Raw genomic sequence first — 13,339 nt, 5'->3', positions numbered from 1 at the left:
ATCGTCGCCATTAACTTACACGGAGTCATGCATGAGCGATCCCAAGATCATTGTTGCCCTCGATTACCCGGATACGAATTCAGCGCTGGCCCTGGCCGATCAAATCGACCCTCAGCGTGCCCGGGTAAAGGTGGGCAAGGAATTATTCACCCGTTCCGGCCCCGATGTCGTGAGACAACTGGTCAATCGCGGCTTTGATGTCTTCCTGGATCTCAAATACCACGATATTCCGCATACCGTGGGCCGCGCCTGTGCTGCCGCAGCTGATCTGGGCGTGTGGATGCTCAATGTTCACACGCTGGGCGGCACAGCCATGATGCAGTCGGCAAGAGCAGCCGTCGGCAGAGATGCTGATTCACCGCTGCTGATCGGCGTCACTTTGCTGACCAGCATGGATCAAGCGACCTTCGAACAAATCGGCCTGACTGGCAAGATGAGCGATACCGTGCTCAGACTGGCAAACATGGCTAAACACAGTCAACTGGATGGGGTGGTCTGTTCCGCGCAGGAAGCCACCATGCTACGCGACGAGCTGGGCGCTGATTTTCAGTTGGTGACACCGGGTATCCGGCCCGCCGGCAGTGAGCGCGGCGATCAGCATCGCACCATGACACCGGCGCAAGCGCTGTCAGCAGGCAGCCATTACCTGGTTATCGGCCGCCCGATCAGTGCTGCCCCAGACCCGATGCAGGCATTGCAGGCAATTGAAAACAGTCTATGACTGAGCAGAGACAGAAACAAAAAAGGCCATCCTGATGATGGCCTTTTTTGTTAGAGCTGAGACAGGCTAATTAACCCCGATCCCCTCATCTTTTTCGGTTTCGTTATAACTAAGCACCCGGGCATCACCGCCGCATTCTGAGTTAATAAGGAAAGTTTGCGTGACATCAATGGGCCCCAGATGCTGAATCGTACGACGGCCCAACAACACCGGATAATTCATATTGCTGCGGTTGCGCAGGCTGAACTGCTCCTGGTAAACGGTATTGCCAATACAGACTTCCATCAATACCACGGCCCGCTGATCACGGCCTCCGGCACCACGCACACTGAACTCACGAAACAAGGGACGCTCAATTCGTTCTGTGACCCGCTGGCCCTGCTCATCATCACCCAGCTCAACAGTGAAACGCACCCAATCCTCATCATCACGCTGGAACAGTTCGATATCCTCTGCGTGCATCGATGAAGTCAGCGCACCGGAATCGAGTTTGGCCTTGGCCTCCACATCCCAGGGTTGAATCCTGATTTTTTCTACCCAGCCATAGGATTGCTGAGCCAGAGCGCCGGTGCTCAATCCTGTTAGCACGGCCACAATGCCAATTCTGCTAAGCAGTTTTCTAATCATCAAATCCTCTCTTTATCAGTTGCCTGGCAAAGTCAAAATTGAATGATCCGTCTTTTCAGTTGCTCAAACCGTACCCGGAAACCATTCCTCAAAGCAATCCCTGAGAGGGCTGATACAGCGCCGAGTTTCCGTTTATGGCTTTAATTTTAGCGCTATTGTGAACCAGTGGGAATTTTTAGCCACAAAAAAGCCCGCTGGAGCGGGCTTTAAATCGGTTCAGCTTGTTCTATATCAAACCTTGAATTTGCTTGAAGCTTCCTGCAGTTGAGAAGACAGGCTACTTAAAGTTTCCACCGCCACTGACGACTCACGGGCGCCTTCGGCAGTCGTTTCTGCTACCTGACTGATATTGACGATACCGCGGTTGATGTCTTCGGCTACTGAAGACTGTTCATTGGCCGCACTGGATATTTGCGCACTCATTTCGTCCATGGTGGAAATCATTGCTGTGATGGTGTCCAGCGCCGCACCGGCACTGGAGGCTTTTTCGACACTGTCACGAGCGCGCTCGCGGCTGTCATTCATCACCTTAACCGCAACCTGCGCACCTTGTTGCAGCCTTTCCACCATTTCTTCAATTTCATGAGTGGAGGACTGAGTGCGAGCGGCCAGCGTGCGCACTTCATCGGCTACCACAGCAAATCCGCGACCATGTTCGCCGGCACGGGCTGCCTCGATCGCGGCATTCAAGGCCAGCAGATTGGTCTGCTCGGTAATACCCCGGATGACATCAACAATGGCGCCGATATTGCCTATATCAGCTTCCAGACTGCTCAGCTGTTCAGCGGCTTTTTCGACTTCATTGGCCAGCGAGTCAATCGCTTCCATGGTCTCCATGACCACCTGTTTACCGGCTTTGGATTCACTGTCGGCATTCCGGGCAGCATCTGCAGCATTAGAAGCCGTACGCGCCACTTCCTGTACCGAGGCAGTCATTTCGTTCATTGCTGTCGCCACCTGAGTGGTTTCAGTCTGTTGTTTGAGTACGCCATCCACCGTTTCCTTGCTGATGGCTTCCATATTCTGGGTCGCGGTATTGAGCTGTGACACACCGCCAACCAGCGTGTGAACGAGATTGGCCACATTTTTACGGGCGCTGTTCAGCTCAAAAGCCATCCAGCTGAAGTCACTTTTTCCGGGAATAACGACCTTTTGGGTCAGGTCGCCTTTTTTGATGTTCTGGATAGCTTCCACCAGCGTGGTGGCACGCCTGTCACCAAAACGACCAATGTAGTGAGCCAAATACATCACGACGGCACTGCCTAACACCACATAAGTCAGCAAGGCATATAGCTGGGTGCTGCTATCAGCACCACTAATGAGCAAATACCAGACCATGATGGCCAGCCCCAACAGGGCGGCGATTCCGCCGCCCGCGATGATATACATTCTTTTTCTGAGCGAAAAATTCTCGAGTTTAAACACGCGTCTCTCCCAGCTATGCTGTTTTTATCATTCTGGCTCAGGCATACAAACTAAGCCCTTCGGACTCGCCCCCTGAGCTGACCGATTCCACGGTCTCATCATCTATATCGTCAGCGTGCCCCTGGGCTTGAGCAAAAAACTGGGATTCTCCGCTTTGTTCGGATTGTTCCTGCTGCTGTTCCTGCTCGCCAACCTGGGCATCGGTCAATTGCATGCCATTTTCAGCAAAACTCTCACGCAAACGCGGCAGAGCCTGCTCCAGCGCATCCCGCGTGGCCGACTGCTGAGCTAGGAAAGTTACACTGGCCTGATCATTTTGTACATGCAGTTTGACCTCCACCGGCCCCAAACGGGCAGGATTCATCCTTAATTCAGCCTCCTGAATGCCCTCTTTTGCCATCCAGGCAACGCGGCTGCTCATCACTTGTCCCCAGGCCGGATTTTGCATATTGGGCTGAACCGGCAAGCTCAAAGCTGACTGTGCGCTGGCGACGGCCTGACCACTCATCGGCTGGGCACTGGCTGTCAGGCCAGACAACGGGCTGGCACCATTTTGCGCATGAGCGCTGCTATCAAGGATTGGCATTGCAGCAGCCGGACGCAGCAAAATTTGCGGGGCTTTACCATCCTGTTGTTGAGATTGGGCAGCAATCAGGTTACGCAGGTTGGTGGAGATTTCCTCTTTACCCTGATGACGCTGCAAGGCATTGAGGATATCGGCGCGGATCTTGGGGCTGTCTGTCTGCTCTTTGGCCAACTGCTTTAATGTCGTCGCCAGATTGGGCACGGCCTTTTTATTTTCCTGGCCTTGTTGTGTCAGCGCCGCTTTTACTGTTTCTGCTTCAGCTTTCACACTAGCTTGCTGGCCGATGGTCTTGGCCGGATTTGAGACTTCAGCGGACGCATTGTTGTTAGTCAGGGCGGCTTGTTTGTCCGCCACCTTGTCAGCGGCGGTCGTAGTAGCCTGATTCACAATCTGCTTGCCAGGGTCGGTAGTCGTTTGTTGCTTGGCCGCTACTGTAGAAGGCGAAGTGACAATACTAGGCTCAGCGGTTTTTGACTCAGCCATTGCCTCCTTCTGCTTATCGCTTTGCTTACTGTCATCATGACTTTCTGTAGCCGGCGTCTGATCATCAGGCTGTTCTGATGCTTTTTTGTCGCCATCTGCAGAAGAGGATGATTGGGCTTTCTCAGTCGGCAAGTTTTTGCCGTCTGCGGCAACTTCTTTACCTGCCTCTGCCGTTTTGCTCTGGGTAGCCATGCCCTGGCTTTCGCCAGCCTCATCCTGGCGAACCTGCTTATTGAAGTGATCGGAAAAGCCCCCGCCCTCTGCTTTTTCATTGGCTGGTGCCGCTTTTCTGCTACTGACCGGACTGGCTGATTCGGTCTGAATAATCACGGATTGTGGCATAAGGCCTCCTGCTAAGGTCATGCTGACCGTTTATCGTCACAGGAGTGTTTGCAATCGCTATGCCATGACCGCTAAGCGCTATTTCAACTGTTGATAGGAGTACGCGGTTGATTTGATTATTCCGCTTACTCAGTCTTGTCGCTTCTGCCATTGTCCGCAGATGTTGCCGGCTGCAGGTTACTGGCGGCCATGATATCGGCAAAAATCTCGCCCATTTTTTTGCTGTCCTCAACAAGCGCTTTCAATGTAAGACTGGATTCATCGACCAGTACTGCGCTTTGTTTGAGCTTATCGCTATTACCGCTCACCAAAGTTTTGATCTCGCTGAGCGCACTGGCGCTTCGCTGTGTGAGCTTACGAAGCTCGGCGGCAAGCACGGCGATACTCCGGCCTTGCCCGCCCAAGCGCGCCGCTTCCACAATGGCATTCAACGCCAACAAATCGAGTCGGAAGGCGATTTCATCGACCTCTTCGCTAATCTCGGAGGCTTTGTGGTTAGAAGCCCTGATAGCTGATATTGCCTCAGCCGCATGGTGCAAGGTTGTGCCGCTTTTTTCTGCCTTATCAGTGGCATCAGCAGCAAGTTGATGAACCTGACTGGCATAGTCCTCGTGACGAACGTGATGGTTCAATTTTTCCAGCTTGATTGGCGGTATGGCCTTTTCGTCCGTTGAATCATAAGCAGCCAGCATGGTCTCAGCCACTGTTTGCAGGGTATGACGCCAGGCTGTCGCCACAGCCGGAGTCCACTGCTCTCCTCCATGCTGCTCCAGCACCACCAGCAGGCTACTGATAACTTTTTGGTAGTCCTCTGCAACCACACCGTAGTTCTGATGGCGCTGGCCCAGGCCTTTGAGATAGTCTTCCAATACCTCCGGCCTGCGCAGGTTATTGACTAACAATATCAGTGCTGCCAGTAGCTTCTTCTGCTGACCATCACTGGATATCCCTTCAAACAGGGGTTTAAGACTGGGGTGATGTTCAAACAGATGATGATAAAAGTCGCTGACAATCTGGTGACCCTTGTCAGCCAGCCCGGCAAAACTGTCTTCAACGATGGCGGTGTCGGATTGTGGTGATACTGATTGCTGTTCGGTCTCCGCCTGCTCAACTGCCGCCTGCCGCACAGACGGGGCCTGGCTGTCAGACACCTTATCCTCTGCCAGCCAGGCCAGCGGATCATCACCCATCGAATGCTTGTTTTCAGCCATCGGCTGTTCTCCCGCTCATCACATCCTGCGCCAGTCCTCGGTAATCTTCAGCCCCGGGGCTGTTAACACGATAGTCAAAAATGGTTTTACCGAAACTGGGGCATTCGGCCAAAGCCACATTCTCCCGAACCGGGGTGAAATAGACCCGCCCGGGAAAATACTTGAGAATCCGGTTACGAACCTCAGTGGTTAGCTTGCGTCGCATCTGCATACGGGTCGATACCAGCCACAAGCGGATGCGATGACCGGCCAGTTCTTCAGCGCGCTTCATCACTTGCATCATGCGCGACAAGCCCTGGAGGGACAGGTAATCACCCGACACCGGAATCATCAGCTCCGCCGCAGCAAACATCGCGTTGACGCCCAGCAAGCCTGATGACGGCGGACAGTCAATCAATACATAATCGTACTGCTGCAAAGACGATTGTTGCAGTGCTTCGCGTAAGCGGTGACCACGCTGAATACCGCCCTCACTGGTGTGCTCAAACTGATTCAGCTTGCTACCGGCGACAATCAAATCCAGCCCGTCACGTGCCTGCACGATAATTTCATCAAGCGCCAGGCCCTCGATCAACACCCGGTCCAGCCCCGGCAAATTGTTATCAAAGCCCAGACTGGTTGCCACCTGCCCCTGTGGATCCAGATCCATCAAAGCGACCTTGTTGCCAGCCCGCGACAAGGCATGTCCTAGGTTGACCGTGGTGGTGGTTTTTCCGACGCCGCCTTTCTGGTTCATGATGGCGATAATGCGAACCTTAGCCTGCGCCGCCATCAGCCAAGCCGCTCCGGGTGCAGTAGTTGATCAATATCCAATAGCATCAGCATATCGTCATTGATATGGCTAATGCCGCTGATAAATTCGGTACTGACTCTATCGCCAAAGTCCGGCACTGCGGAGAGCGCTGGCGGATCGATATAATGGGCGTTACAGGCCCCATCTATCGCAACCCCTACCGTCCGAGAAGTCTCCCCCTGTACCTGCAGGATCAACACCACCGTGGTTTTGCTGTAGGGCTGAAACGGCATCTCAAGCAACAAGCGCAAATCGACGACGGGCACGATCTCCCCCCCCCAGTTAAGCACGCCGCAGAGATGTTCGGGGGTGTTGGGGATGGGGGTAAAAGGCTCCCAGCCTATAATTTCTCTCACTCGCTGGATGTCGACGGCGTAAAACGCCTGGTTCAGTTCAAAGCCCAGGTAAGGCAGCAAGCCCGCCTCATCTTTATCGCTCAAATCGAAGAGCTCGAGGATTTCATCAGTGTGACTGAGATCATTCATAAATTAAGTCTAGGCCACCCGGCTCTCAGGGTTATCAGCGTTCAGGTCGGGATGTCGGTACATCGCTACCAGGCCGTCGATATCGAGGATCAAAGCCACTTTGCCATCATCCAGAACGGCAGCCCCCGCCACCCCTCTGACTTTGCGGTAATGGATTTCCAGTGACTTGCTCACAACGAGCTGCTGCCCCCGTAACTCGTCCACCAATAGACCGAATTTCTGCCCCTCAGACTCTACGATCAGCAGCTGGCCGTGAGGCTGGCCGTCACTGTACGCTGGCAGATTGAATAACTCATGCAAGCGGATCAGCGGCACATACTCATTAGGCAGGCAGTAGACCTCCGCCTTAGCCGTCACTTTTTTGATATTGCCTGGCTCGATATCAAAGGACTCAATCACCGAGATAGCGGGCAGAATATAAAGCTGATCGGCAAGCTGAATGATCTTGCCATCCATGCTTATCGGTTGCTCAGGTGATGGAGTAGTCGTTTCGGCTTGTGGCAGGATTTCACTGTCTGCTCCGGAATCAAACCCCGCCGCCGGTTGTTTAGCGCTTTTTTCAGCATCCGCGATATTGCTCTTTAGCGGCAGAATACTGAGCTCGCAGTCATCCTCCAGCCCTTTGAATATTTTATTGACTGCCTCCAGTGACACTTCCGACTCCAGTCGCATTTGCCAGCTCAGAAAACTGTCTTGCGGTGTCAGCTCAGTGAATGGCGGCAAGTCACTGGTATCCAGTTCGACCGTCAGCGCGCCCAACTCATTAAGCTCACCAATCAACAGCAGTGGATCATGGCCTGCCTGTAGCAGCGCCCGGTGTGGCTTGAAAAAAATCTGCCAGCCAGCGGCTGTTTCGGCTGCCAGAGTCTCTGCCATAACAAGCTTTCTCCTTTCCTTTACTGAGCCCGGTGTCACGCATCCTGCAGGTAGAATGCGTGCATGCCTATTGTATCGACTGCATCACAAAAAACCTTACTCGGTTTTGACCAGATTGTAACCAGCCCCTGCGCAACAGCATCACGCTGGAATCCGTAAAGTAGTTGCAAAGCGGCGGTATCCACCCGTTCCACCCGGCTGGCATTGAGACTGACAGCCCGGCCTTCAGCCATAGCATTCAGCAACTGTAGATATATCTCGGCGCAGTCGGCCAGGCTGAGTTGTTCAGCAAAATCGATTTCTTTGATGTGGTCGGGGGTCATTTGAGATTCCTTACCAGCAAATGCATAGCGATTGCTTGTTGGTTTTGCCAGGGGACGGCTCCTTTGCCGGTCACAGCGCAATAAATAGATGAGTGTCTTCATCTGTATCGGCTCAGGGGCAAAAAATTTTACTGGCTAACCACGGACTTCAGTCTGTTGTTGCTGGCTGCAAAGCTTTTATGATCGCCGCCGCTGTCTGAGCCAGCGGGCATTGGTGTGCTCATCGTTTTCCCGCTGTTCCTGCCGCAACTGGCGTTGCTGTTCATCAGCCCGGTAACGATCCATCAAAGCATCCAAAGCCTGCTCTTTGTTGCGGGCCTGCTGCCAGTTTTGCTGCTGCCTGCCCAGCAATTGCTGACTTTGATTGACCTGCAGTTGCTGGGCCTGAATCGCCTGATCCAGTTGGGCCAGAAACCCCCGTAATTCCAGGGCTTTTCTGGCTGACATCAGCATCGGATCATCTTCACGGAAGCGAGCCAGGTATTCATCACGGTATCGCAACAGATCATCAAGCTGGTTTTGCGCCTGCTGCAGCAGTGCATTGGTTTCCCCCAGCTTGCCCAATTCTGCTTCAGTGGCCCTGCGGGCCATATCAATCACCGGATCCAGTTTTCGACTGCGGCTCATCCTTTTGCTCCCTGAGGCCGGAGATTAGAAGCGGCTCTGACTGGCATCAGCCAAAGCCGGTGGCTGACTATGTTGCTGTTGCATCTGGTTCTGTAACTGTTGACGCATTTCGATCACCTGTTGCAGGCGCTGCGTACTTTGTTGCCAGTTTACCGCTTCATCCATACCTTGTGTTAATAACTGTTTCAGGGCCGGATAAATGGCTATGGCTTCATCAATCAAAGCATCGCTGCCGCGGCTATAGGCGCCGACGCTAATCAAGTCCTGGTTCTGACGATAAGTCGCATAAAGCTGTTTGAACTGCTGTGCCTGTTGTAGCTGCTGGCTGTCGACAATTTGCGGCATCACCCGACTGATGGAAGACTCAACATCCACCGCAGGATACTGCCCGGACTCGGCCAGTTGCCGCGACAGCACGATATGACCATCAAGAATGGCGCGAGCGGCATCAGCAACCGGATCCTGCTGATCATCGCCCTCAGTTAATACGGTGTAAATCGCGGTGATCGCACCGCCACCGGCAGGCCCGTTGCCGGCGCGTTCCACCAGTTGCGGCAGCAAAGAAAACACCGATGGCGGGTAGCCTTTGGTCGCCGGCGGTTCGCCGATAGCCAGGGCAATCTCACGCTGCGCTTGGGCAAAGCGCGTCAGGGAATCCATCAACAACAACACCTGTTTGCCCTGATCCCGGAAATACTCAGCAATCGACGTCGCCAGCATGGCGCCATGCAAACGCATCAGCGGCGAATGATCCGCGGGTGAGGCCACCACCACTGACCGCGCCAGACCGGTCTCGCCCAGAATATCTTCAATAAATTCTTTAACCTCACGGCCCCGTTCGCCGATCAGACCCACTACAATGACATCGGCCTCGGTAAAACGGGTCATCATGCCCAACAACACACTTTTACCCACGCCACTACCTGCAAACAGGCCCATGCGCTGACCACGGCCCACGCTGAGTAGGGCATTAATGCTTTTCACGCCAACATCGAGGTGCTCTCTGACCGGCGACCGGGCCAACGGGTTGACCGGCTCACCATGCAGCGGCACTTTATCTTTGACTTTAAGCGGGCCTTTACCATCGAGCGGCTTGCCCGCCCCATCGACCACACGGCCCAGCATGCTCTCGCCCACCGGCACCTGGGAGTCACTGCGAATCGGCCGCACCCGCGCGTGGGGCACCAGACCTCTAATATCACCGGTGGGCATCAGGTAAAGTGTTTCACCGGCAAAGCCCACCACTTCCGCTTCAATGGGTTTCTGACCACTGCCCAGCACTTCACAGCGACTGCCCACCGGCGCCTGAAAACCAATCGCTTCCAGTGTCAGCCCGACCATGCGGGTCAGCCGGCCCTCCACCAGCACATCTTCTGAGGTGTCATTATCCAGCCGTTGCTGGTATTCACTAAGTTTTTGCTGCCAGAGAGGCTGGCGGTTGGCTTCAGTCACTGCTGTCCCCCCGATCGTCGCCGAGCAGTTTGCTGATCACACTGTTGAGGCGCGCTTCAACTGAAGCATCTATCGTGGTATCGGCGGTTTCTAATCTTACGCCGCCACGGGTCAGTAAAGGGTCTTCAATCCACTGCCGCTGCTTGTCATCTTCATCCAAAGATAGGCCCTTCTGCACAATCGCCATATCTTCGGGGTGTACATAAATTTTAAGTTTTCGGTCGCTGACTGGCAGTGCCTGCAATGCAGAGCGCATGGCGCCGATCACATGCTCAGGTTCCTGTTTGAGTTCACGCCGCAGTAATTGCCGGGTCATGGTGATCGCCAGCTTAACCAGATCCTGTTCGATTTGCTGATCCAGTTCTTTAAGCGGTTCATCCAGAGATTGTACGATCTGCTGCAGATAGGCCAGTTGTTGTTGAATATCCTTACTGCCGGCATCCTGACCGGCTTGAAAACCGGCTTTGTGGCCTTCTTCAAAGCCCGCTTTATACCCTTCTTCCTGTGCTTGCTGCTGCAGCGCTTCAATGGCTTTGACATCAAGTATGCCTGCATCGCCTTCAACATCACTGGCAGAGGCCATGCGCGGCGCTTCCCAGCGCTCGAAGGCATCGGCTAGCTCTTCTGCCGACAGCACATCGGTCTGTTTGGTGACTAAATCATCAGACGAAGTCATCGCCGGCTCCACCGCCCAGCATGATGTCACCTTTTTCTGCCAGACTGCGCGCTGTAGCCAGGATCGTTTTCTGTGCCGCTTCTACATCGCTTAAACGCACGGGGCCCATCGCTTCCAGGTCATCACGCATCATTTCTGCAGCCCGTTGCGACATGTTGTTGAGGAATTTGTCTTTAAGGTTATCTTCAGCTCCTTTCAGCGCCAGTTGCAGTTGATCAGTCTGAATTTCACGCATCAGGGTTTGCATACTTCGGTCATCAATATCAATCAGGTTGTCGAAGACAAACATCAGATCTTCAATATTCTGGCCCAGATCCGGTTCGGACTCCTTGATTTTCTCCATGATGGACGCTTCCACCGTGGTATCGACAAAGTTAAGGATATCCGCTGCGGTTTTAAGGCCGCCAACCGTGGTGGTCTGGGCACCGGCATTACCGCTGAACTGTTTTTCCAGAATTTCGTTGAGTTCACTCAGGGCGGCCGGCTGAACGCCATCGAGCGTGGCAATACGCAACACGATATTGGATTGATCCCGATCCGGGAATAAAGATAAAACCTCAGCCGCCTGATCTGCATCCAGGAAGGAACAGACGATGGCAATGATCTGTGGATGTTCAAGGCGGATAACCTCGTAAATACCACGGGCATCCATCCACTTGAGCTGTTCCAGGCCATTGGTGTTGCTACCTGAGAGTATGCGGTCCAGCAGGCTGCCAGCCCGGTCCTCGCCGAGGGCGCCGACCAGCATATTACGCACATAATCATGCGAGCCAATACCCAGTCCGGTTTCCTGCTCCACCGTGCTGACAAAGCTGCCCAGCACCGTTTTAACTTCCTCCCGGGTCACATTCTGCAATGTGGCCATGGCCTGCCCCACTTTCTGAACTTCCTTGGGACTCATGTGTTTCAGGATCGCTGCGGCATCGGCCTCACCGATAGAGCGCAGGAACACGGCCGCTTTTTCAGTGCCGCTCAGTTTTCTGACTTCTTCTGCCATCAGGCATCACCCGCCGTCCAGTTCTTGACCACTTGTGCCACCAGCGCAGGGTCTTGTTGTACCAGGCTCCGGACGTTGGTCAGCTGTTCTTCCATTTGATCCGAGCCTTTTGTCAGTTTAGCAATCTCTTCACTGCTAACGCCACTATCATTGGACAGCGCCTGCTGCGGGGTCATGCCATCAGCGGCTGATTCATTGCGTGCCTCAGCCGGGACCTTACTCATATCTCGAAATGCCGGACGAATCACTCCGAAAATCAGGAACAAAACCACCAACGCACCAGCGACTTGCTTGGCTACAGTCCATACCCATGCCTGTTCCCAAATAGGTTTTTCCGGCAAGGGTTCCATCGCTTCCGGCGCCACGAATGGCGCGTTGACGATATTAAGACTATCACCCCGCGCCTGGCTGAAACCAATGGCATCACTGACCAGCGCATTGATGCGGGTCATTTCCGCTTCACTGAGCGGAGTAGACTCAGTGGCCCCATCAGCGCTAATGTTACGACGTTCATCCACCAGTACCGCCACGCTCAGTTTGCGGATCTGGCCTGGTGCGGCACGGGTATGGCTGATAGTGCGATCCAGTTCAAAATTGCGGGTCGAACTACTGGTCGATGATTCGGGCCGCGGCGCAGGGATCGGGTTACCGTCTTCATCGGTTGCCGTTTCTTCGGGCGCAACGCCACCACCCGGTGGTTGGTTACTCAGGGCACCCGGCACACCGATAGCACCGCTGCTACCCACCCGTGCTTCTTCACGGATTTGTTCACTGCGCAGGGCAGCCATATCCGGGTTGTAGCTCTCCATGGTTTGCTCGGTCATGGTGAAATCGACATCAGCCACTACCTGAGCGCGGACACCGTTTCTGCCGACAATCGGCGTCAGAATGTTTTCAATGCGGTCAATATAGATCTGTTCCAGCTTCTGGGTATATTCCAGCTGACTGTCGCTCATGGCGATGCCGGTTTCACGCTCGGGCTGAGTGAGCAAATTGCCTCGCTGATCGACGACCGTCACATCCGGGTTGGTCATATTGGGAACGCTGGAAGCCACCATATGAGTAATGGCGGCAACCTGCCCTTGCTCCAGACTGCGTCCGGCATAAAGGTTCACGACCACAGAAGCGGTGGGGTCTTTACGGTCGCGGACAAACACTGACTGCTTGGGAATGGCAAGATGCACACGGGCACTTTTGACGTTATTCAGTTCGGCAATAGAGCGCGACAGTTCCTGCTCCAGGGCTCTCTGGTAACGGGCTCTTTCGATAAACTGGCTGGTCCCGAAACCCTGATCATCATTCAGCATTTCCATGCCCTTTGAGGTACTGCGTGGTAATCCTTCGGCGGCAAGCCGGATGCGCAGGTTCTGCACTTCACCGGCTGGCACCATCAGCGCGCCACTGGCCGGATCCAACTCGTAGTCCACGTTCATCTGTTGCAGCACCTCGACCACTTCTGATGATTCCTGCGGGGCCATGCCCGAATACAGTACCTGGTAAGACGGTGTCTGCGACCACATCAACACCCAGCCGCCCAGCGCGATACTGGCGGCAATGGCCAATAAAAACAGCACCTGTTTAACCACCGGCTGACGGGTAACATTATTCTGCATCGCTGCCAATGGGGTGGTGGGACGTGCTGCTCGGTTATCAGCAAGACTGGCGGTGGTGGCCGGTGCGTTTTCCATAGTGGTTCTCTACGACAAGGACAATGG

At 54.2% G+C, this 13,339-nt stretch carries 14 protein-coding genes and 1 pseudogene; 2 read left to right on the top strand and 13 right to left on the bottom strand.

The annotated features are described in order from the left end of the window. Window positions 1–31: 31 nt before the first annotated feature. Window positions 32–721: an orotidine-5'-phosphate decarboxylase gene (pyrF, locus tag Q0X64_RS03095; RefSeq protein WP_297808938.1), complete on the top strand. Its 690-nt coding sequence runs from the start codon at window positions 32–34 to the stop codon at window positions 719–721. Between the two features lie 66 nt (window positions 722–787). Here pyrF and Q0X64_RS03090 read toward each other — a convergent pair whose 3' ends face one another. From Q0X64_RS03090 to Q0X64_RS03060, 7 genes are all read right to left on the bottom strand, one after another. Next, entirely contained in the window at window positions 788–1,348 is a 561-nt protein-coding gene (locus Q0X64_RS03090; protein ID WP_297808935.1) for an ATP-dependent zinc protease, read from the bottom strand. A 231-nt stretch (window positions 1,349–1,579) separates the two neighbouring features. Next, entirely contained in the window at window positions 1,580–2,737 is a 1,158-nt protein-coding gene (locus Q0X64_RS03085) for a methyl-accepting chemotaxis protein (protein WP_297808932.1), read from the bottom strand. Window positions 2,738–2,810: 73 nt separating this feature from the next. Further along, a complete protein-coding gene (locus Q0X64_RS03080; protein WP_297808930.1) occupies window positions 2,811–4,184 on the bottom strand; it encodes a flagellar hook-length control protein FliK in 1,374 nt (457 codons plus the stop codon). Window positions 4,185–4,309: 125 nt separating this feature from the next. Continuing rightward, window positions 4,310–5,395 (bottom strand): methyl-accepting chemotaxis protein, encoded by a 1,086-nt coding sequence (locus tag Q0X64_RS03075; RefSeq protein ID WP_297808927.1) that lies wholly within the window; start codon window positions 5,393–5,395, stop codon window positions 4,310–4,312. Further along, complete coding sequence (locus Q0X64_RS03070) at window positions 5,388–6,167, bottom strand: ParA family protein (protein ID WP_297808925.1); 780 nt, start codon at window positions 6,165–6,167, stop codon at window positions 5,388–5,390. Before Q0X64_RS03070 ends, Q0X64_RS03075 begins: the two co-directional genes overlap by 8 nt. After that, the gene (locus Q0X64_RS03065; protein ID WP_297808924.1) at window positions 6,167–6,673 is read right to left on the bottom strand and encodes a chemotaxis protein CheW; all 507 of its coding nucleotides are present in this window, start codon (window positions 6,671–6,673) and stop codon (window positions 6,167–6,169) included. The genes Q0X64_RS03070 and Q0X64_RS03065 overlap by 1 nt, the downstream gene beginning before the upstream one ends. Before the next feature lie 9 nt (window positions 6,674–6,682). Next, entirely contained in the window at window positions 6,683–7,549 is an 867-nt protein-coding gene (locus tag Q0X64_RS03060; protein ID WP_297808921.1) for a chemotaxis protein CheW, read from the bottom strand. 32 nt (window positions 7,550–7,581) lie between these two features. Here Q0X64_RS03060 and Q0X64_RS13325 point away from each other — a divergent pair, with 32 nt between their 5' ends. Next, window positions 7,582–7,659 (top strand): hypothetical protein, encoded by a 78-nt coding sequence (locus Q0X64_RS13325; RefSeq protein WP_366517472.1) that lies wholly within the window; start codon window positions 7,582–7,584, stop codon window positions 7,657–7,659. On the opposite strand, the pseudogene Q0X64_RS03055 reads toward Q0X64_RS13325, so the two are convergent. The 6 genes and pseudogenes from Q0X64_RS03055 to fliF form a co-directional block, all read right to left on the bottom strand. Continuing rightward, window positions 7,624–7,872: pseudogene (locus Q0X64_RS03055) on the bottom strand (STAS domain-containing protein); the annotation flags it as partial. The gene Q0X64_RS13325 and the pseudogene Q0X64_RS03055 sit on opposite strands and share 36 nt — an antisense overlap. 177 nt (window positions 7,873–8,049) lie before the next feature. Continuing rightward, window positions 8,050–8,499 carry a flagellar export protein FliJ gene (gene fliJ / locus Q0X64_RS03050; protein ID WP_297808915.1) on the bottom strand — a complete coding sequence of 150 codons (450 nt, stop codon included), beginning with the start codon at window positions 8,497–8,499 and terminating at the stop codon, window positions 8,050–8,052. Between the two features lie 24 nt (window positions 8,500–8,523). Next, window positions 8,524–9,951 (bottom strand): flagellar protein export ATPase FliI, encoded by a 1,428-nt coding sequence (gene fliI, locus Q0X64_RS03045; protein ID WP_297808913.1) that lies wholly within the window; start codon window positions 9,949–9,951, stop codon window positions 8,524–8,526. Continuing rightward, entirely contained in the window at window positions 9,944–10,627 is a 684-nt protein-coding gene (locus tag Q0X64_RS03040; RefSeq protein WP_297808911.1) for a flagellar assembly protein FliH, read from the bottom strand. The genes fliI and Q0X64_RS03040 overlap by 8 nt, the downstream gene beginning before the upstream one ends. After that, window positions 10,614–11,624, bottom strand: coding sequence for a flagellar motor switch protein FliG (gene fliG / locus Q0X64_RS03035; RefSeq protein ID WP_297808908.1), 1,011 nt, complete (start codon window positions 11,622–11,624; stop codon window positions 10,614–10,616). The genes Q0X64_RS03040 and fliG overlap by 14 nt, the downstream gene beginning before the upstream one ends. After that, window positions 11,624–13,312 (bottom strand): flagellar basal-body MS-ring/collar protein FliF, encoded by a 1,689-nt coding sequence (gene fliF / locus Q0X64_RS03030; RefSeq protein WP_297808905.1) that lies wholly within the window; start codon window positions 13,310–13,312, stop codon window positions 11,624–11,626. The genes fliG and fliF overlap by 1 nt, the downstream gene beginning before the upstream one ends. Window positions 13,313–13,339 lie beyond the last annotated feature (27 nt).

Source organism: uncultured Methylophaga sp., from assembly GCF_947259025.1.
In the GTDB taxonomy this organism is placed as follows: Bacteria; Pseudomonadota; Gammaproteobacteria; order Nitrosococcales; family Methylophagaceae; genus Methylophaga.
The sequence above is the reverse complement of the archived record's forward strand: the minus strand, read 5'-3'. Positions and strand labels throughout refer to the sequence as shown.